Here is a 20,248-nt window from a genome sequence, read left to right as displayed (position 1 = left end):
GAGCGGTGATGAAACAAATAAAAGAGACGTATCAGTATTCCTACGGGCTTTGTTTGCGCTTGGCAGTCGTTGGAGTGTTGATAGGTCTTCTTGTGGGGATGATGGATACAATTTTTGGACGGGTCTTGCTCCTTGTGGGGGAGATACGCTCAGCTGCGCTTTTTTACCTCTTGCCCTTTCTAGGATTAGCAGGACTGTTGATTGTCTTTTTCTACCAGCATTTTGGTAAAGACACGCAGAAGGGCATGGGCTTGGTATTTGAAGTGGCGCATGGAGAACGCGAAGCAATTCCCTTACGTTTGCTTCCCTTGGTTGTTGTTTCGACCTGGTTGACGCATCTCTTTGGCGGGAGTGCTGGCCGTGAGGGTGTGGCAGTTCAGCTAGGAGCCACTATTTCGCATCGCTTCAATCGCTATTTTCACTTTCCCAATTCCTCTCAGGTGCTGGTGGTGACTGGAATGGCGGCTGGATTTGCTGGATTATTCCAAACACCGCTTGCGGCTCTCTTTTTTGCCATGGAGGTCGTGACTATCGGACAGTTGAACTTGTATGCCTTACTGTCTAGCCTCTTTGCAGTCTATACAGCTAGTAGCTTCTCACATTTCTTGGGATTAGAAAAATTTTCCCATATTCTTCCTTTCGCGCAGACCATTACAGTTGAAGTATTTCTGAAATGCCTGCTACTCGGGCTCTTGTTTGGGATGACGGGGAATGTCTTTATCTCCCTACAAAGTTTCTTCAAAAAACAGGCTATTCATTATTTGAAAAATCCTTATTGGCGGATTGCGCTTATTGGGGGTGCACTTAGTTTGGTTCTTTGGTTTGCACATTTAGGGCGTTATACAGGTCTTGGGACGAATTTGATTGAAGCTAGTTTTTCTACTCACCATATCTACAGCTATGATTTTTTGCTGAAATTACTTTTTACTACCTTGACGCTTGCGGCAGGTTTTCAAGGTGGCGAAGTAACCCCGTTATTTTCGATTGGAGCTTCACTCGGTGTTGTTCTTGCTCCTACAGTTGGCTTGCCAATTGAATTAGTAGCAGCAGCGGGTTATATTGCTGTGTTTGCCAGTGCGACCAATACTCTACTTGCTCCGATTCTGATTGGTGGAGAAGTCTTTGGATTTCACAATCTCCCATTTTTTACTATTACAGTGATAATCAGCTACATGCTCAACCGCAAGCAATCCATTTATAGTTTGCAAAAAGCGATAAATATCGAAGAAAAATAAATAAAAAAGAAGCATTGCAATAGGCTTCTTTTTTTACTCTACAATGACTAAGCTTCCAAAGCTGCAACGAGGTCTGTTGCAAATTTTTCGAGATTTACAATATCGTCTTCCTCGGCTGCTAAATCGACTTTGACATTTTCCGCCCCTTTAGTTGCCCCACGTGAAGCGAGCATGAGGTCAAAATCGTCTACTGATTTACAGAAATCTTCATAGAAGGTGTCGCCAGATCCGCAGACCCCGTAGATTTTTCCTGTCAAGTCATAATCAGCTAGGTCTGTATAGAAATCTACAATTTCGTCTGGCAATTCCCCGTCGCCCCCATAAGAATAGGTATAGGTTGCTACGATGATAATATCTGCGTCTAAGATTTCTTCTGTTTCGACAGTAGTACACTCGTCATTGTGCACTTCAAGACCAAGCTCTTCGAGTTTTGTTGCGACAATATCGGCAATTTCTTCTGTATTGCCTGTCATACTAGCGTAGACAATTTTTGCCAGTGCCATAGTTTCCTCCAAAAATAGATGATAGCACTAGTATACCACATTCTCCAAATTTTCAAAAGCGCCATTTTTATGATAGAATGAAAAAAAGGAGTGCTTAGAATGCTAGAAATGATGTTAGAAAAAATAAAAGAGTCCCAAACCATTATCATTCACCGTCATATGCGGCCGGATCCAGATGCTCTAGGGAGTCAAGTTGGATTACAGCGCTTATTGCAGAAGAATTTTCCAGAAAAAACGATTAAGGTGACTGGCTACACAGAGCCAAATCTTGCTTGGTTGGCGCAAATGGAAACGGTAGCGGATGAGGAATACCAGGGTTCATTGGTCATTGTGACAGACACAGCTAATCAGGCGCGAATTGATGACAAACGCTATAATCAAGGCGATTTTCTCATCAAGATTGACCACCACCCCAACGATGAAGTTTACGGAAATCTTTCATGGGTCAATACCAATGCTAGCTCTTGTAGTGAAATGATTGCGCAGTTTGCCTTTGATATGGGGTTGGAAATAGATGCGGACATTGCCTATTTACTCTATGCAGGTATTGTAGGGGATACAGGACGCTTTTTGTATCCTGCGACTTCAGCAAAAACATTTGAAATCGTGGCAAAACTTCGTCAGTATGAGTTTGATTTTGCAGGTCTTTCGCGGCAAATGGAGTCAGTTGATTATAGTGTTGCTAAGTTAATTGGCTATGTCTATGATCATTTGGAAATTGATGAAAATGGAGCAGCACGTGTTCTGCTCAGCCAAGCCTTGCTCAAGGAATTTGGCATTGGAGATTCGGATACCGCTTTTATCGTAGGAGTACCAGGTCGTGTCAACACGGTCAAAAGTTGGGGTGTTTTTGTGGAGCAACCTGACGGTTCTTATCGGGTGCGGTTGCGCAGTAAGTTTCTTCCTATCAATGAAATTGCCAAGCGCCATCATGGAGGAGGTCATCCTTTAGCCAGCGGTGCCAACTCATATTCGACTGAAGAAAATGAGGAAATTTACCAAGAATTGAAGCAGGTGGCAGCAGATGCAAGCGAGTAGTCGACAACTTCGTCTCATGGGAACGGTCATTGATATTAAAATTTGGCACCAAGAGGCGGAGCCAATTTTAGATCAAGTAGAGGAGCTCTTATATCTGTATAAGGATCGCTTTTCGGCCAACGATTTAACATCTGAGCTTATGGAAGTGAATTATAATGCAGGGGTTCAAGCAGTTCCTGTTGCGACTGATTTATTTGAATTGATTGCACTTGGAAAGCTTCATAGTTGCGCTCCCAATAGCCGTTTAAATATTACTATTGGTCCCCTGGTCCAAGCTTGGCGGATTGGCTTTTCAGATGCGCGTGTTCCGAGCCAAGCAGAGATTGATGAAAAATTAGCCTTAATCAATCCGCAAGACATTGAATTAGATGAGGAAACCCAGTCCGTCTATTTACAAAAAGAAGGAATGGCTATTGACTTAGGGGCCCTTGCAAAAGGCTACATTGCGGATCGGATTGTCGAACACCTACACCGTGTTGGCGTATCAAAAGGTCTTATCAATCTGGGAGGCAATGTCCTGACATTTGGTCACGCTAGTCACAATCCAGATGGTCAGTGGTATATCGGCATTCAACATCCACACCTTCCAAGAGGAAATAATATTGCCATTGTGAAAATTGAAGACGGTTCTGTTGTCACCTCAGGTATCTACGAACGGACCTTTACCTATGAAGGAAAAACCTACCACCATATCTTTGATAGTCAGACAGGTTATCCCGTCACAAGTGATGTCGCAAGTCTGACCATCGTTTCCAAACAATCAGTTGACGGAGAAATCTGGACCACTCGTTTATTTGGACGACCTATCCAAGAAATCTACCAAACAGTTCAAGACCAAGAAGGGATTGAAGCGATTATTCTGACAACTAAAAATGAAATGCTAGTGACAGATGGTCTGCGAAATGCTCTGGTGATATAAAAGCGTTTACAAACAATAGCGAAAGTGATAAAATGAATACGAATATATATTAGATAAGAAGGTATAAATATGAAATTCATTGCTATTGTTGGGACGAATTCTGCCCAATCAACCAATCGAAAATTACTTCAATACATCCAAAAACATTTTGCGGATGTCGCAGAGATTGAATTGATTGAAATCAAAGATATTCCTTTATTTAATAAGCCTGCCAATAAAACGGTTCCGCCAATTGTGACGGAAATTGCAGAAAAAATTACAGCTGCAGATGGCGTCATCATTGGAACACCAGAATATGACCATTCTATTCCAGCTGTCTTAATGAGTGCTCTTGCTTGGTTATCTTATGGTATTTTCCCGCTTTTAAATAAACCTGTGATGATTACAGGTGCTTCTTATGGAACCTTAGGATCATCGCGTGCGCAACTCCAATTGCGCCAAATCTTGAATGCTCCTGAGATTAAAGCGAATGTTATCCCAGAGGAATTTTTATTATCGCATTCTCTTCAAGCCTTTAATCAGGATGGCGACCTCATTGATCTAGATACCATTCAAAAATTGGAAGCCTTGTTTGATGACTTTAGACTCTTTGTGAAAATTACAGGTAAATTATCCAATGCCAAAGCCTTATTGCACAAAGAAGCTGAAAATTTTGATTGGGAAAGTTTATAGGAAAAAGGAGTAGAACCATGAAATTTGTAGGACTTGTAGGGTCAAATGCGGACGAATCATACAATCGAAAATTATTAGAATTCATCAGAAGACAATTCAAAGTAAAATTTGAATTGGAAGTAATGGAAATTGATGATATCCCGATCTTTAACCAAGATGAAAACTGGGAAGAATGTTTCCAATTGCGTCTTCTCTATCATAAAATTACTCGAGCAGACGGTGTCATTATTGCGACACCAGAACACAATCATACCATTACAGCTGCTCTAAAAAGCGTACTTGAATGGCTGTCCTTTAAGGTTCATCCTTTCGAAGATAAACCTGTTATGATTGTAGGCGCTTCTTATTATGATCAAGGAACATCTCGGGCTCAAGTGCATTTACGCAAGATTTTAGATGCTCCAGGAGTTAATGCTTTCACACTACCAGGAAATGAGTTCTTGCTTGGAAAGGCAAAAGAAGCCTTTGACGGAAATGGAAATATTATCGATCAAGGAACAGTGAAATTTCTAGAAATGTGCCTTGACAATTTCATCAAATACGTAGGAGTTGTGTCTAGTTTGAAAAAACCTAAACCAATTGAAGCAGAAGACCTTTATTGTAAGGGAGCGATTGATACAACTATTCTTGGTATTGATCCAGATGATCCAGACTGGTTGGAAAAGGCTGCAAAACAAGTCAATGCAGTAGAAGGAGATACCTATGTCAAGCTAGACAATGGTTTGTTAACGGTTAATCAATTGAATATGTTTTTAAATGCTATGCCATTTGAACTGACCTATGCTGATGATAACAACCAATTCTTGTACTATAACGATGCTCATCCAGATCCAAATACTATGTTAGGTAAACGTGTAAAAGAACAGGTGGGAAATCGCCTTGGTACGGTTCACGGCACCTTACCACCAGCACGTATGAAGAATGTGGAATGGGTTGTGGGTACCTTGCGAAATGGTAACCAAGAATATGTTCGTACGATTGTTCCAGGAACCCCTCCAGAAGTAATTAATACCCATAACTATCAAGCAATGTATTATCCAGACGGATCGTATGCTGGCATTAATGAGATTATCTTCAACTTTAAACCTTGGTTAGACTGGTACCTAAAAGAAACTGGCCAACGCTTGGTTGGTGGTACAGGAATGCAAACGGTGCATGGCGCAACAGATGCTGATTCAGGAGCTTCTAGTACTGATGAGACTGGTTCTGGAGCAGAACTGTCAACGGATGCCGATTCAGGTGCCTCTATTCAGTAAAAAATAGAAAAAAATAGTTGCCAAGTGTTGTAAAATGTGATAGACTATATTGGTATTATCTATGGCTCGACAAAGAGTCCATGGCAGAAAGGAATTTTTAAAATGAAAAAAGATATCCATCCAGAATATCGCACTGTTGTCTTCATGGACACAACTACTGGTTACAAGTTCCTTAGTGGTTCTACAAAGAACTCTAAAGAAACTATCGAATTTGAAGGTGAAACATACCCATTGATTCGTGTGGAAATTTCATCAGACTCACACCCATTCTACACAGGACGTCAAAAGTTCACGCAAGCAGATGGACGTGTGGATCGTTTCAACAAAAAATATGGTCTCAAATAATCAACCGCATTTATTGCTTAAACTTAAAAATGTTGATACTAAGCCATTTCCGTTTTCGGGAATGGCTTTTCTTTTTCTAAGAGTAACGGAAAAAGTAACGGGTGGGGCTTACGACCCTAAAAATTGGGCAAATTTTTCCGCCGTTTGCTCCTTGATACTTTCGGTTACATGGGTGTAAATATTCATTGTCGTTTTAATATCTTCATGCCTACACGCTCTTGGACTTCTTTTAGACTTGCTCCAGCTTCAAATAATAGCGAAATATGAGTATGACGAAACCCATGGGCTTGATATAGGGTAGTTTATATTTGGTCAATATCTTTTTAAAATGATAATTGATAAAGTCAAAACTTCTAGGCATGCCTTTTTCTGTCGGGAAAAGAATATCCGTATCTTTTAAACAGGCTGGAAAGTTAAAAAATTGTCTTTCTTGTCGCCATTTCTTTAGTATTTTGATTGTAGTAGGGTCAAGGGAAATTGTCCGCTTGCTCTTTTTCGTTTTTGGAGTCTGGAAGATGACAGCGTTATTCTCGCCAGCCTTAGTTGTGTGACTGTATGTATCAAGTGTCATTTGGCTACCTGCATGTCCTAATCGTTTGGCACAGTGTTGACTAGGTCAATTCCAATTTCAATCATCAAGGTAGCATGAGTATGCCTTAAACTCTGAGGAGTTATTTTTTTCAGACTATGCTTCGTCATAATTTGCTCTAGGTTAGCATTGATATAAGATTGTAGCAGTTTCAAACAAGGCAAGAAAGACCAAAGGTGTTGTTTACAATGAACAAGTAAAAAATGCCTTTAGAGAAAGTCCAGAAAAAGGACTTGTTTCAATTCATAATCATCATTGAGCGATTTAGTTTCTCTGCATCAACATAGCAAAGAGAACTCAGTCAAATACTGCTTGACAGCAGGACATGATGGTAGTGTTTACTGGTACACTAGAGCAAACAAACGAATACCAAGAAGCGCTGAACAAGAGTACCTCAATTCTATTGAAAAATTTATGAAGATAGGGTATACTGAAGTTAGCGTACAAGAAGAAACTTTGAAAATATTATCCGAAAAGTTTGATTTTAAGTTTGGAAGGATTGAGTAGCCATGGCTTATACTTTAACAAAAGAAGAAGAGAAATTCTGGCTCTCTCAACCAGATGAGCCTGAATTGAAAAAAGATATTGAGGTTATTTCTGTATCTAAAGAGAAGAAGAAAGAATTATTGAAGAAATTAGACAGTCGATTATGTCGCTACAATAATAAGCGCTTAGAACAGTCTAGGTTCTTTTTTGTACTCGAAAACAGGAGGCAGTGTGGAAATATATGTTAAGTTCAGATTGGTGATGGAAGTGATTGGATTGATTGTGGTCATTCCGTTTTTTATTTATACACCCTAATTTGTAAAATAAAGTAAAAGCTAAAGCTAGTTTGATTTAGTGACAAGTCATCCAAGGGTTGCGACATGTTTCTATCTCTAATAGGGTTTGTCTACGTTCTGGAACAACCCCGATGGGTTGTTTTTTAGAATAATGATTTTCAGAAAATGCTGCTCAACTTTCTTTGGCTTCTCAGTTCAAAATTTTCCTATTTTCTGCTATACTGGAAAAGTGAATTGATTGAAAGTATGAGGATGAAAAATGAAGAAGACTCCGTCTCTGGAGAGCCGTGTTGACTATGCCTTAATTTTACCTGTGTTGTTTTTGCTCTTAATTGGAATTGCTTCGGTTTATATTGCTGTAAGTCAAGATTATCCAACCAATGTTACTTCCATTGTCGGTCAGCAGTTGATTTGGATTCTCTTGGGGATTGGTCTGGCCTTTTTGGTCATGCTCTTTAGCACTAAATTCTTATGGACAGTAACGCCGATTTTATACGTTTTAGGCCTCGGCTTAATGATCTTACCCTTGTTTTTTTATAGTCCAGCACTGGTTGCATCAACTGGAGCCAAGAACTGGGTGACCATTCGTGGAGTGACTCTCTTTCAGCCTTCGGAGTTTATGAAAATCTCCTACATTGTTATGATGGCCCGCAGTATTGTTAGCTTTCAGAAGAAGTATCCTGTAAAGAGTATTCAAAAAGATTTTCAGCTGATTGGTTATTTGACACTTTGGACCGTTCCTGTCTTGCTACTCCTTTATTTCCAAAAAGACTTAGGGACATCGCTGGTCTTTCTGGCTATTTTTAGCGGTATGGTCCTACTATCAGGTGTGTCGTGGAAGATATTGTTACCGACCTTTATTGCTGCGGTTGTCTTGGTAGGGGGCTTTTTGCTTCTTTTTATCGCTCCAGGTGGGACAACCTTTTTGCATAATATGGGGATGGATACCTATAAAATCAACCGTATCGCAGCTTGGCTAGATCCTTTTAAAAATGCCAAATCAACGACCTATCAGCAGGCGCAAAGCTTAGTAGCGATTGGCAGCGGTGGTTTAACCGGTTTAGGCTTTAATAAAACAAATCTCCTCGTTCCCGTTCGGGAGAGTGATATGATTTTTACTGTCATTGGAGAAGACTTTGGATTTATCGGTGGGGTGACCCTAATTGGGCTGTATACCTTGTTGATTTACCGCATGTTGCGGATTACCCTACAATCGAACAATCGTTTTTATACTTACATCTCGACAGGTTACATCATGATGTTGCTCTTTCATGTCTTTGAAAATATCGGCGCAGCTATTGGCGTTCTTCCTCTGACAGGGATTCCTCTCCCCTTTATTTCTCAAGGTGGCTCCTCCATCATCTCCAATCTCATCGGAGTTGGCTTGATGTTATCCATGAGTTACCAATATACCTTGTTCAACGAACAGCGTTATAATAAGTCGCGGGCATACAAAAAAATCACGATTAAACGTGTAGAAAGATAGGTGTCTTATGAAAAAAGTAGCAGTTATACTAGCAAATGGCTTTGAAGAAATTGAGGCTTTAACCCCAGTAGATGTTCTGCGTCGGGCTTCGATGGAGTGTGATATGGTGGGGTTGACAGGCTTAGAAGTCGAGGGTTCTCACGGTATTAAAGTGCAGGCAGATAGGGTCTTTGACGGGGATTTATCAGCCTATGACATGGTGGTCTTGCCAGGTGGTATGCCGGGTTCTGTTAACTTGCGCGACCATGCAGGTTTGATTGCAGCCTTACAAGCAGTTGCGGGGCAAGATACATATGTGGCGGCCATTTGTGCAGCACCGATTGTTTTAGAAAAAGCAGAGCTTCTAAAGGAGCGTCGCTATACTTGCTATCCTGGTCAAGAAGAAACGATTTCGTCAGGTCGGCATGTGACAGAAACAGTTGTCATTGACGGCAATATTGTAACCAGTCGAGGGGCAGGAACGGCGTTAGATTTTGCGTATCAGTTGGTAGATCTTCTTGGTGGTGATGGAGATAGCCTAGCCCGAGCGATGGTATATAAGCAATAGCCATTGATAATTGTCTGTACAGATAAGGGAGTGGAGAAAATCGATTTCGAAGAGATGAGGTCGGATTCTCCCTCCTTTTTTTGTAGGAATATAGCGAGAAATATGATATAATAAAGGGTACTAGTTCAGCTAGTCTGATTATGAGTAGATGATGTGTAGAATAGCTGCTAAAACCAGAGGATACAAAGGTTTAAAGACTATTTTACCAGAAAAAATAAAGGAAGAAGAATGACAGAAGAAATCACTAATTTACAGGAAAAAGCTCAAGAATATGATGCCAGTCAGATTCAGGTCTTAGAAGGTCTTGAAGCGGTACGCTTGCGCCCAGGAATGTATATCGGTTCGACCTCAAAAGAAGGTTTGCACCATTTGGTCTGGGAAATCGTTGATAACTCAATTGACGAAGCCTTGGCTGGTTTTGCGACCCATATTGAACTCTATATTGAAAAGGATAATTCAATTACGGTCGTTGATAATGGACGCGGTATCCCAGTTGATATTCAAGAAAAGACAGGACGTCCAGCGGTTGAAACAGTCTTTACGGTCTTACATGCTGGCGGAAAATTCGGCGGTGGCGGCTACAAGGTTTCAGGTGGTTTGCATGGGGTAGGTTCATCCGTTGTAAATGCCCTTTCAACGCAACTAGATGTGCGTGTTTACAAGAATGGCAATGTCTACTACCAAGAATACCGCAGAGGTGAAGTGGTGGCTGATCTTGAAATCATCGATCAGACCGACAAGACAGGGACGACTGTTCATTTTACACCAGACCCAGAAATTTTCACAGAAACGACAGAGTTTGATTTTGCCAAACTCAACAAACGCGTGCAGGAACTTGCATTCCTCAATCGTGGCTTGCACTTGTCAATTACCGATAAGCGTGAGGGTTTGGAGCAAAGTAAGGAATACCACTATGAAGGCGGAATTGCTTCTTACGTGGAATACCTCAACGAAAATAAGGATGTCATTTTTGAAACACCGATTTATACAGACGGTGAAATGGATGATATCACGGTTGAAGTAGCCATGCAGTATACGACAAGCTATCACGAAAATGTCGTCAGCTTTGCCAATAACATCCATACTCATGAGGGTGGAACGCATGAGCAAGGTTTCCGTACAGCTTTGACTCGCGTCATCAATGATTATGCTAAGAAAAATAAAATCCTCAAGGAAAACGAAGACAATTTGACAGGTGAGGATGTCCGAGAAGGGTTGACTGCTGTCATCTCTGTAAAACATCCCGGACCGCAATTTGAAGGGCAGACCAAGACCAAACTCGGAAATAGCGAGGTCGTGAAAATTACCAACCGCCTCTTCTCAGAAGCTTTTTCAGAATTCCTATTGGAGAATCCGCAAATTGCCCGCCGTATCGTAGAAAAAGGAATCCTAGCAAGTAAGGCTCGGATTGCGGCCAAGCGTGCGCGTGAAGTGACCCGCAAGAAATCAGGGCTAGAAATTTCCAATCTACCTGGGAAGCTGGCAGACTGTTCCTCAAACGATTCAGCTCAAACAGAACTCTTTATTGTAGAGGGAGATTCAGCGGGCGGCTCAGCAAAATCAGGACGTAATCGTGAATTCCAAGCTATCTTGCCAATCCGTGGGAAAATCCTCAACGTTGAAAAAGCCAGCATGGATAAAATCTTGGCCAATGAGGAAATCCGCAGTTTGTTCACAGCTATGGGAACAGGCTTTGGAGCGGATTTTGACGTTAGCAAGGCGCGCTATCAAAAACTCGTCATCATGACCGATGCCGATGTTGATGGTGCCCATATCAGAACCCTGCTTTTAACCCTCTTTTATCGTTATATGCGACCGATTGTGGAAGCCGGTTATGTCTACATTGCCCAACCACCGATTTACGGGGTTAAGGTTGGAAGTGATGTCAAAGAGTATATTCAACCTGGTGTTAATCAAGAGCAGGAATTGCAGGAAGCACTAGCGCGGCATAGCCAAGGACGCTCTAAGCCTACCATTCAGCGTTACAAGGGGCTTGGAGAAATGGATGATCACCAACTATGGGAAACAACGATGAACCCAGAAAATCGACTAATGGCCCGTGTATCTGTTGATGATGCAGCAGAAGCGGATAAAATTTTTGACATGCTCATGGGGGATAAGGTGGAACCTCGTCGCGAATTTATCGAAGAAAATGCGGTCTATTCGACACTCGATGTTTGATTTTCGAAAAAACAAGTGCATATCGCCCAAAAGTATGATATAATAAAGCGATATTTTCCAGTACAAACTATTATCTAAGGAGATTTACATGTCTAGAGGAACAATCATTTTAATCGTTGCGATTGTTGTTATCTTAATTATTGCCTATATTGCTTGCCTTATCGCCCGTAAACGAAATGATAATTTATTAATTGCATTAGAAGATCGAAAAGAAGATTTATTCAATTTACCTGTCAACGATGAAGTGGAAGCAGTAAAAAGCTTGCATTTGATTGGTCAGAGTCAGGTATCCTTCCGTGAGTGGAATCAAAAGTGGGTTGACTTATCTCTCAATTCTTTTGCAGATATTGAAAATCATATTTTTGAAGCAGAAGCTTTTAACAACTCTTTTCGTTTTGTTCGTGCTAAAAGCGCTATCGACAGCATCGAAAGCCAAATCGACTTGATTGAAGAAGATATCATGGCAATCCGTCAAGGATTAAAAGACCTAAAGGAACAAGAAGAGAGAAATTCGGGTCGTGTCAAGCATGCCTTGGATCTCTTTGATAGCTTGCAAGAATCTGTCCGTGAAAAGGCTGAGCAATACGGAGAAACCTTGCCAGAATTGGAAAAACAACTCAAAAATATCGAAGTTGAATTTTCTGAATTTGTCATGCTCAACTCATCAGGTGACCCAATTGAAGCTGCAGGCATTTTGGATAAGACAGAAGAGCACATGATTGCCCTCAATCAAATTATGGATCGCATTCCTGCCTTGATTGAAAAGGTTAACAAGACCTTACCAGATCAATTGGAAGACTTGGAAGCTGGTTATCGCAAACTAGTCGAAGAAGGTTACCTATTTACAGAAGGAAATGTTGAATCTCATTTCCAAGAAATTCGAGTAGCCATTCGTGAAACAACTGCCCTCATCGTCTCATTTGATTTGGATGCTGCTGAGGCAGAAATTGGAGAAATCCAAGCTAAGATTGATTACCTATACCAAATCTTTACTCGTGAAATCGAAGCTCACAAGGGAGCTGTTAAGATTAGCAAAAACCTGCCAAAATTCCTTGAACATGTTGTGCATAACACAGGTATTTTGACAGAAGAAGCAGAACGCCTCAATCATTCCTACATTTTGGTGGAAAGCAAGCTATCTCGTATTTCAAAACTAGCAACTAAATTATCATCGATGGAAACGGTCGTTCATGACAGCATTGCAGAATTAGAAACACCACAAGTTGCCTATTCCATCCTTGAGGAGCGTTTAGAGCATGCTCTTACAACCCTCAAACAAATGGAGGAAGAACAGCTTGTATTAGCGGATTATTTGAAATCCCAAGAAGTATCTGAGACCAATGCGCGTAAGAAAGCAACTCTTTATATCAATCAGTTGCATACCTTGAAACGCTACATGGAAAAACGTAGTTTGCCAGGTATTCCAGAAGATTTCCTATCTGTCTTCTTCAGAACGAGTGGCCATGTGGAAGCCTTGTTGGCAGAGTTAGATTATAAACGGATTAATATTGAAATCGTCAATCGTTTGTTGGAAAATGCGACATTTGACATGAATGAATTGGAAGAAGTAGCTTATACCATCGTTCAAAATGCAGCTCTAACAGAGCAGCTACTTCAGTATTCAAACCGCTACCGTTCATCAAATGCTTCGATTCAGCAAGCCTTTACTCGCGCATTAGCGATTTTTGAGAAGGACTACGATTATCAAGCGGCTTTCGAAGAAATTTCATTTGCCTTAGAAGCTGTTGAACCAGGAGTAACAGAGCGCTTTGTACGTTCCTACGAAAAAACGAGAGAAGCCATTCGTTACTAAACATAAAAAGCCCTCGGGCTTTTTGTTTTATACAAATAAGGAGAAGAAAATGACAGTAAAAGGGTTATTAGTCATGGATGTGGACAGCACCTTGATTTTAGAAGAAGGGATTGATTTGCTTGGAGAAGAAGCAGGCGTCGGAAGTCAAGTTGCAGATATCACTGAGCGTGCCATGAGGGGAGAATTGGATTTCAAAGAGGCATTAGCTGCACGGGTTGCCCTCTTAAAGGGGCTTCCTATAAGTGTATTTGACCGAATTTTAGAAAAGATTCATTTCACCTCTGGGGCAAGAGAGTTGGTTGCAGAATTGCACGCGAGAGGCTATAAGATTGCGGTCGTCTCAGGTGGCTTCCATGAAACGGTGGATGTGCTGGCTGAAAAGCTAGAAATTGATTACATAAAAGCCAACCGTATGGAAGTAGAGGAGGGCATTCTAACGGGTCGTGTCTTAGGAGATGTGGTCACCAAGGAAACCAAGAAAGCCTATCTTGAGAAATGGGCGAGTGAAAATGGTCTAACCTTGGCGCAGACCATTGCTGTAGGGGACGGGGCAAATGATTTGCCCATGATTCAGACAGCTGGTCTTGGAATTGCCTTTTGCGCTAAGCCCATTGTCCAAGAACAAGCTCCATATCAAATCAATGAAAGAAATCTATTAAAAGTCCTTGAATTATTGGATAAGGATGTGTGAATAGGTGTAAAAAAGACTAGGCAGGAACGAACTATTCCTGCCTAGTCTTTTCTAGACTGACCAAATAATTTCTCCCAAAATGAGGACTTTTTCACTGTTTTTGCAGGAGTGGGGTAGAGGATTTCTGCGAATTGAGTAGTCAGTTCCTGGTTTTCAACCTGACTCGGACAATCCGTGTGAATGACCAGACCGAAAATAGCTGCGCAGTCTTCCGCCACAATAGTAGCTTCACAGCCCAATTCTTGAGCCGCTTTCAAATAGAAAATCTGCTTTTGGCTATCCATAAAGGGCGAGATTTTGACCAAGACGGGTTTATAGTCATGGGTTATTTGTCCTAGAATTTTCTTGAAATGATCTGCTAGTAGTTGCGAATTGGCTTCTTCAATGCTACATAAGCCAATCACACGTTCTTCAAAGGTATTTAAAAATGTGCGCTGCTCGTCAGGATTGATTTTCAAACCGCCAGCAGCTTGTTGCATAATAAGGTCATTGATATCTTTCATACTTCTAGTATACCATAAAAGGAGAGCTTGGGAAATAGAGGGAATTGTAGCCTTGAGTCAGTAAAAGAGAGTAAACTATGGTACAATAAGGGCAAGTATGACAAAGGAGGCAATTATGAAACAATTCAATCGGGATATTCTACCGGGTTTTATTCTATCATTTCTGGTAGCGGTCATTGCAAAAGGTTTAGCAGCCTTTTTTCCCAGTATTGGTGCGGCTAGTTTGGCTATTTGTATTGGGATTGTTCTAGGAAACACAGTTTGTAGAAGCCAACGACTGGAAAAGGGGACTAAATTTTCAGAAAGTAAATTACTGGAGTTTTCAGTAGCTTTATTAGGACTGACGGTGACCTTTCAGACCATTGGAGACCTAGGTCTTTCAGGATTGATGTATATTATCCTCATGATGACCAGTGTCATTCTCTTTGCCTATTTTTTAGGCCGAAGATTGGGCTTTAAGGATGAAATGTCTCTCATGATTGCGGGTGGAAATGCAGTTTGTGGCTCATCAGCGATTGGAGCTATTGCACCAGCTATTAAGGCAGACAGTAAGGATAAGGGGCAGGCGATTGTCCTCATCAATCTCCTAGGGACCATTTTAATGTTTGTCCTGCCCTTGGTTGGGGTGCAGCTGTTTGCTTTTTCAGACTTGGAAAATAGCGCTCTGACAGGTGGAGTATTGCAGTCAGTTGGTCAGGTTGTGGCTTCTGCTAGTTTGATTAATGAAACAGTCACCCAGTATGCTACCCTTTTTAAGATTACACGCATTCTCTTTTTAGTGGTTGTCGTCTTTACTTTTGAGCGTTTTATGAATCGGAAAAAGCAGAGTCTTACAGCAGAACAGTCTGCGGACAAGTCTGTTTTAGCGAGCATTCCGTGGTATATTCTCGCTTTTCTAATTCTTTGCTGTGTAAACAGCAGCCTACCACTACCGAGCTTTTTCAGTGGTGGATCAAAATGGTTTAGCACGTGGTTTGAAATTACAGCTCTTGCCGCGATTGGTCTTCGATTGGATTTTAAGAAATTCCTTCAAGAAGGCCCGAAATTTCTCGTTTACATGGGCTTGATTGGTGTATTTCAACTGGTTATGGCTTTGGTATTGATTTTTAGTTTCAGAATTGCTTAGAAGTAGAAACTAGGAAACGTTATCATTTTAATATATACGAAAAAAACGAGTTTTTCCTTGAAAAAAAAGCGTTTTTGAGGTAACATGGTTTAGTAAATAAAATTAACTCAAAGGAGAGTAAAAAATGTCAATTATTACTGATGTTTACGCTCGCGAAGTCCTAGACTCACGCGGTAACCCAACACTTGAAGTAGAAGTTTACACTGAATCAGGCGCATTCGGTCGCGGTATGGTTCCTTCAGGAGCTTCTACTGGTGAGCACGAAGCAGTAGAACTTCGTGACGGAGACAAATCTCGTTACCTTGGTCTTGGTACACAAAAAGCTGTTGATAACGTAAATAACGTTATTGCAGATGCTATCATCGGTTACGATGTCCGCGACCAACAAGCTATCGACCGTGCAATGATCGCTCTTGACGGTACTCCAAACAAAGGTAAATTGGGTGCAAACGCAATCCTTGGTGTTTCTATCGCTGTAGCACGTGCTGCTGCTGACTACCTTGAAATCCCACTTTACAGCTACCTTGGTGGATTCAATACAAAAGTTCTTCCTACACCAATGATGAACATCGTTAACGGTGGTTCTCACTCAGATGCTCCAATCGCTTTCCAAGAATTCATGATCTTGCCAGTTGGTGCGCCAACTTTCAAAGAAGGTCTTCGTTGGGGTGCTGAAGTATTCCACGCTTTGAAGAAAATCCTTAAAGCTCGTGGTTTGGTAACAGCTGTTGGTGATGAAGGTGGATTTGCTCCTAAATTTGAAGGAACTGAAGACGGTGTTGAAACAATCATCGAAGCAATCGAAGCAGCTGGTTACGAAGCTGGCGAAAACGGAATCATGATTGGTTTTGACTGTGCATCATCTGAGTTCTACGACAAAGAGCGTAAAGTTTACGACTACACTAAATTTGAAGGTGAAGGAGCTGCTGTACGTACTTCTGCAGAGCAAATCGACTACCTTGAAGAGTTGGTAAACAAATACCCAATCATCACTATCGAAGACGGTATGGATGAAAATGACTGGGATGGCTGGAAAGCTCTTACTGAACGTCTTGGTAAACGTGTTCAATTGGTTGGTGACGACTTCTTCGTTACAAACACTGACTATCTTGCACGTGGTATCAAAGAAGGTGCTGCTAACTCAATCCTTATCAAAGTAAACCAAATCGGTACACTTACTGAAACATTTGAAGCAATTGAAATGGCGAAAGAAGCTGGTTACACTGCGGTTGTATCACACCGTTCAGGTGAAACTGAAGATTCAACAATCGCTGACATCGCGGTTGCAACAAACGCTGGTCAAATCAAGACAGGTTCATTGTCACGTACTGACCGTATCGCGAAATACAACCAATTGCTTCGTATCGAAGATCAACTTGGTGAAGTTGCAGTTTACAAAGGGTTGAACTCTTTCTACAACTTGAAAAAATAATCTCTTTAGAGAGTTAAGGGCTGAAAAGCCTTAATATTAAGCACTTTGGGGCACTATCCCAAGGTGCTTTTTTATTTTTAATCCCCTTTTAGTTATCCGTTACTGACTTTTGCATACTGAAAGAGTGCAACTGTTTATTACGTATAGATTTTTGACGCTATTTCAAAGAGTGAAATGTTTTTTGCCTTTTCTTTCGATAGATGGCTAAATGTCCATGTGAGTTTGTTATGATGATATTGACAATCATCTCAAAATATATTACAGCAATACAAAAATATACATGTATAGAAGATAACTAATAAAGGATAATGATACTGCTATTGAAGTGAGTCGATGAAAATAGAAAGAGTGGATAGTATGATAGAACAAGAGATGATGGTATTGAATGAAGCTGATTTACATGCGATTGAATTGGCTGACGTAGATTATTTATTGAATAAAGGTGCATCATTTTATCATGAAGAAAACTATACGCTTGCCGTTGAATATTATCGATTGCGGTACTGCTAGGACAAGACCAAGCTCTTGCGAACCTAGGGTATTACTACCTATATGGAAGATCTGTATTACCAAATTTATCCCTTGCAATGATGTACTTTAAGATGGCTGCTAGAAGTGGGAATTCAAAATCATGCTGTTTCTATCTATTATTATCATCGTACGGTTTATCAGTTAATCGGAGATGATTGGAGCGTTCTTAGCTGGTAGGATGATTTACAAGATAAGTCTAGCTTTGGGTCGAGAATATTTTCAAGGGGAACATTTACCGTTTGATTTGGCTTTTGCTTATCAATTTTTAAAACATGTAGAAAATAGGCTATGTCAATGAGTTATCAAATGGCACTGAGCAGTATTATACGAAGGCGGCATGGATGTTCAACCATTATTAGCTAATCCGAAATTTGATGATTTATGTGCAGAGTTTGATGAGCAATTTGAATAAGAAAGATTGAGAAATTCTTGACAGTCCTATGAATTTATGCTATACTAGCCTTGTAAAATAAATAGCATATGAACAAGCAGCAACCTATAGTTGCGTAGCCGGGTCTATAAGGGTTTAGACAGCAGAAACTTGTTTGGTGATTAGCTGAGCATATCTGTGAGACAGTACGAACTGTCCATAGGTATGCTCTTTTTTCGGTTTTCATATCAAAGAGGAGGAGTAACAATGAAAGCTATTGTCAAAACGCAAAGAGGAATCTTGTTTCTTCTGGGGACACTGAGTTTGGGGATAGGACTAGCCTTGGAGCATCTCTCAAGTAGCTGGAGTATCGGTTTTTTCTGTTTAGCGATTGTATCGCTTGGTGGACCGATTGGAAAAGATGTTATCAAAGAAATGCTGGGTACGGGAGATTTTCAGGTTGATTTATTGATGATTTTATCAGCCCTTGGAGCGGTTGCAATTGCTTATTTTAGTGAGGCAGCCATATTGCTCTTTATCTTTGCAGCTTCTGAGGTGTTGGAAGACTATGTTTATCGTAAATCGATGGTTACTATGGAAAGTTTGATGACCCAGATTCCTAAGCAGGCTAGTGTCCTAAAAAGTGACGGACAAGTAGAGTTGAAAGACATTGAAGCGATCCATCTCCATGATATTCTTGTAGTAACAAAGGGAGAGCAGATTGCCCTAGACGGACAGGCTGAGGAAGAAATGCTGGTTGATGAAAGTCTTTTGACAGGTGAGAGTCTTCCTGTCATGAAAGAAAAAGGGGAGCAGGTCTTTGCAGGAACGCTGAATGTCGGAGAGACTGCAACCTATCAGGTTACAAAAGAAAGTAGTGAGAGCCGATATGCCCAGATTGTTTCTCTTATCCAAGCAGCTAGTAACAGTCAGAGTAAACGGGATAGACGTATTCACCAGCTTCAAAAGAAGTATGTCATACTGGTCTTGGTTGGTGTTGTAGTTTTTATTGCTTGCCTAATGTTTGTTCAACGGCAATCCTTTGTTGAAGCCTTTTACCGTGGTATGATTTTGTTGACGGTAGCAAGTCCTTGTGCCTTGATTGCCTCCATTACGCCTGCCATGCTGAGCGCCATGAGTTTTGGTGCGAAGCATGGGGTGTTAATCAAAAATGGTCAAGTTTTGGAAAATATGATGCAGTTATCGGTCCTTTGCACGGATAAAACAGGTACTCTGACCAAGGGAGAATTCCGGCTTAATGACTATCAGTTGGAAGATCCAGAGCTGCTGCCCCTTATTTTATATATGGAAAGTAGATCTGCTCATCCGCTCGCAAAATCAATCTTGGCTTATTTTAAAGATCGATCTCATAGCGCACCGGAAACGGTCTTACCAGTCAAGGAACACGTGGGACACGGTATCCAAATGGGGGATATTGCGATTGGTAGTCAGCAGTTTATGGGAAATGCTGCTGATCCGCATGGCTATTTGTCAAAAGAAAGTTATGGAACCTTATTGTTTGTCGCACAGGACAAGCAGATTGTCGGGTTTATTGAATTAGTCGATACGATACGTGATGAGGCAGGTACGACAGTTACGGCCTTGCAACAAGCAGGGGTGGAAGTTGTCATGTTAACAGGAGATAGGAGAGAGACAGCCCAATTTGTCGCGGAACAGTTGCAGATTACAGGTGTCCATGCCCAGTGTCTGCCTGAGGACAAGGTGGCTTATCTGATAGAGTATGGGAAAGAAGGAAAAATCGTTGGTATGATGGGTGATGGTCTGAATGATGCTCCGATTCTGGCGCATGCAGACATTGGAATTGCCATGGGTGGTGGGACAGATGTGGCGCTTGAGATGAGCGATGTTATCATCATTCACAACAATTTAGATAATGTGAGCTTGCTCTACCAACTTAGCTGGAAATACGGCAGGATTACCCGTTTTAATATCGGATTTTCGATTACGGTCATCATTCTCTTAATCTTGCTGAATTTTCTAGGAATCCTTGATCTGACAGAAGGTGTCTTTTTCCATGAAGTATCAACGATTTTGGTCATCTTAAATAGTTTGAGATTGTTGCGTTTCCGATAAAAAGAGAGTCAAGGCTAAGACAAAAGTGTCTAGTCTTGATTTTGTTGTTTAATGATAAAATGAATAAATTTGTGTGAAAATTCAGAATTGACAAAACCTTTAAAAATCGAAAGGAAGTATCATCTGATAGAGAGT

19 protein-coding genes and 2 pseudogenes are annotated in these 20,248 nt (G+C 41.0%); 17 read left to right on the top strand and 4 right to left on the bottom strand.

Annotated features, from left to right (window positions below; all coding sequences use genetic code 11):
- Positions 1 to 8 precede the first annotated feature (8 nt).
- A complete protein-coding gene (locus CHF41_RS08175) occupies positions 9 to 1,235 on the top strand; it encodes a chloride channel protein (RefSeq protein WP_206269754.1) in 1,227 nt (408 codons plus the stop codon).
- Between the two features lie 47 nt (positions 1,236 to 1,282).
- On the opposite strand, the gene CHF41_RS08170 is transcribed toward CHF41_RS08175, so the two are convergent.
- Positions 1,283 to 1,738, bottom strand: coding sequence for a flavodoxin (locus CHF41_RS08170; RefSeq protein ID WP_119876804.1), 456 nt, complete (start codon positions 1,736 to 1,738; stop codon positions 1,283 to 1,285).
- A 99-nt stretch (positions 1,739 to 1,837) separates the two neighbouring features.
- Between CHF41_RS08170 and CHF41_RS08165 the strand changes: the two genes are divergently transcribed.
- The 5 genes from CHF41_RS08165 (at position 1,838) to CHF41_RS08145 (ending at position 5,968) form a co-directional block, all read left to right on the top strand.
- On the top strand, positions 1,838 to 2,776 hold the full coding sequence (locus tag CHF41_RS08165) for a DHH family phosphoesterase (protein ID WP_119876803.1): 939 nt from the start codon (positions 1,838 to 1,840) through the stop codon (positions 2,774 to 2,776).
- Complete coding sequence (locus CHF41_RS08160) at positions 2,763 to 3,695, top strand: FAD:protein FMN transferase (RefSeq protein WP_119876802.1); 933 nt, start codon at positions 2,763 to 2,765, stop codon at positions 3,693 to 3,695. The genes CHF41_RS08165 and CHF41_RS08160 overlap by 14 nt, the downstream gene beginning before the upstream one ends.
- 69 nt (positions 3,696 to 3,764) lie before the next feature.
- Positions 3,765 to 4,367 carry an NADPH-dependent FMN reductase gene (locus CHF41_RS08155; protein ID WP_119876801.1) on the top strand — a complete coding sequence of 201 codons (603 nt, stop codon included), beginning with the start codon at positions 3,765 to 3,767 and terminating at the stop codon, positions 4,365 to 4,367.
- A 17-nt stretch (positions 4,368 to 4,384) separates the two neighbouring features.
- Positions 4,385 to 5,623 carry an NAD(P)H-dependent oxidoreductase gene (locus CHF41_RS08150; RefSeq protein WP_119876800.1) on the top strand — a complete coding sequence of 413 codons (1,239 nt, stop codon included), beginning with the start codon at positions 4,385 to 4,387 and terminating at the stop codon, positions 5,621 to 5,623.
- Between the two features lie 102 nt (positions 5,624 to 5,725).
- The gene (locus CHF41_RS08145) at positions 5,726 to 5,968 is read left to right on the top strand and encodes a type B 50S ribosomal protein L31 (RefSeq protein ID WP_067091298.1); all 243 of its coding nucleotides are present in this window, start codon (positions 5,726 to 5,728) and stop codon (positions 5,966 to 5,968) included.
- Between the two features lie 108 nt (positions 5,969 to 6,076).
- Here CHF41_RS08145 and CHF41_RS10330 read toward each other — a convergent pair.
- Together CHF41_RS10330 and CHF41_RS08135 are read right to left on the bottom strand one after the other, a co-directional pair.
- Positions 6,077 to 6,260: pseudogene (locus CHF41_RS10330) on the bottom strand (tyrosine-type recombinase/integrase); the annotation flags it as partial.
- Positions 6,261 to 6,485: 225 nt separating this feature from the next.
- Positions 6,486 to 6,694: pseudogene (locus tag CHF41_RS08135) on the bottom strand (tyrosine-type recombinase/integrase); the annotation flags it as partial.
- Between the two features lie 372 nt (positions 6,695 to 7,066).
- On the opposite strand from CHF41_RS08135, the gene CHF41_RS08125 reads away from it, so the two are divergent.
- From CHF41_RS08125 to serB, 6 genes are all read left to right on the top strand, one after another.
- Complete coding sequence (locus CHF41_RS08125) at positions 7,067 to 7,291, top strand: hypothetical protein (RefSeq protein WP_119876798.1); 225 nt, start codon at positions 7,067 to 7,069, stop codon at positions 7,289 to 7,291.
- A 307-nt stretch (positions 7,292 to 7,598) separates the two neighbouring features.
- Positions 7,599 to 8,825, top strand: coding sequence for an FtsW/RodA/SpoVE family cell cycle protein (locus tag CHF41_RS08120; RefSeq protein WP_119876797.1), 1,227 nt, complete (start codon positions 7,599 to 7,601; stop codon positions 8,823 to 8,825).
- Positions 8,826 to 8,832: 7 nt separating this feature from the next.
- Positions 8,833 to 9,372, top strand: a complete 540-nt coding sequence (locus CHF41_RS08115) for a DJ-1 family glyoxalase III (protein ID WP_119876796.1) — start codon at positions 8,833 to 8,835, stop codon at positions 9,370 to 9,372.
- Between the two features lie 228 nt (positions 9,373 to 9,600).
- Positions 9,601 to 11,553, top strand: coding sequence for a DNA topoisomerase (ATP-hydrolyzing) subunit B (gyrB, locus tag CHF41_RS08110; protein WP_119876795.1), 1,953 nt, complete (start codon positions 9,601 to 9,603; stop codon positions 11,551 to 11,553).
- Between the two features lie 88 nt (positions 11,554 to 11,641).
- Complete coding sequence (gene ezrA / locus CHF41_RS08105; protein WP_119876794.1) at positions 11,642 to 13,366, top strand: septation ring formation regulator EzrA; 1,725 nt, start codon at positions 11,642 to 11,644, stop codon at positions 13,364 to 13,366.
- A 22-nt stretch (positions 13,367 to 13,388) separates the two neighbouring features.
- Positions 13,389 to 14,057, top strand: a complete 669-nt coding sequence (gene serB, locus CHF41_RS08100) for a phosphoserine phosphatase SerB (protein WP_276308846.1) — start codon at positions 13,389 to 13,391, stop codon at positions 14,055 to 14,057.
- A 41-nt stretch (positions 14,058 to 14,098) separates the two neighbouring features.
- Here the strand turns inward: serB and CHF41_RS08095 are convergent, their stop codons facing one another.
- Positions 14,099 to 14,560: a DUF1694 domain-containing protein gene (locus CHF41_RS08095; protein ID WP_119876792.1), complete on the bottom strand. Its 462-nt coding sequence runs from the start codon at positions 14,558 to 14,560 to the stop codon at positions 14,099 to 14,101.
- 115 nt (positions 14,561 to 14,675) lie between these two features.
- Between CHF41_RS08095 and CHF41_RS08090 the strand changes: the two genes are divergently transcribed.
- From CHF41_RS08090 to CHF41_RS08075, 5 genes are all read left to right on the top strand, one after another.
- Positions 14,676 to 15,686: a YeiH family protein gene (locus tag CHF41_RS08090; RefSeq protein ID WP_240622946.1), complete on the top strand. Its 1,011-nt coding sequence runs from the start codon at positions 14,676 to 14,678 to the stop codon at positions 15,684 to 15,686.
- 124 nt (positions 15,687 to 15,810) lie between these two features.
- The gene (gene eno, locus CHF41_RS08085; protein ID WP_067085729.1) at positions 15,811 to 17,118 is read left to right on the top strand and encodes a surface-displayed alpha-enolase; all 1,308 of its coding nucleotides are present in this window, start codon (positions 15,811 to 15,813) and stop codon (positions 17,116 to 17,118) included.
- 357 nt (positions 17,119 to 17,475) lie between these two features.
- Complete coding sequence (locus CHF41_RS10105; RefSeq protein WP_162911937.1) at positions 17,476 to 17,628, top strand: hypothetical protein; 153 nt, start codon at positions 17,476 to 17,478, stop codon at positions 17,626 to 17,628.
- The gene (locus CHF41_RS10325; protein ID WP_119876790.1) at positions 17,604 to 17,804 is read left to right on the top strand and encodes an SEL1-like repeat protein; all 201 of its coding nucleotides are present in this window, start codon (positions 17,604 to 17,606) and stop codon (positions 17,802 to 17,804) included. Before CHF41_RS10105 ends, CHF41_RS10325 begins: the two co-directional genes overlap by 25 nt.
- A gap of 482 nt (positions 17,805 to 18,286) precedes the next feature.
- Positions 18,287 to 20,113, top strand: a complete 1,827-nt coding sequence (locus CHF41_RS08075; RefSeq protein ID WP_162911936.1) for a heavy metal translocating P-type ATPase — start codon at positions 18,287 to 18,289, stop codon at positions 20,111 to 20,113.
- Positions 20,114 to 20,248: the final 135 nt, after the last annotated feature.

The sequence above is a fragment of the Streptococcus respiraculi genome, assembly GCF_003595525.1.
Classification (GTDB): Bacteria; Bacillota; Bacilli; order Lactobacillales; family Streptococcaceae; genus Streptococcus; species Streptococcus respiraculi.
The sequence above is the reverse complement of the archived record's forward strand: the minus strand, read 5'-3'. Positions and strand labels throughout refer to the sequence as shown.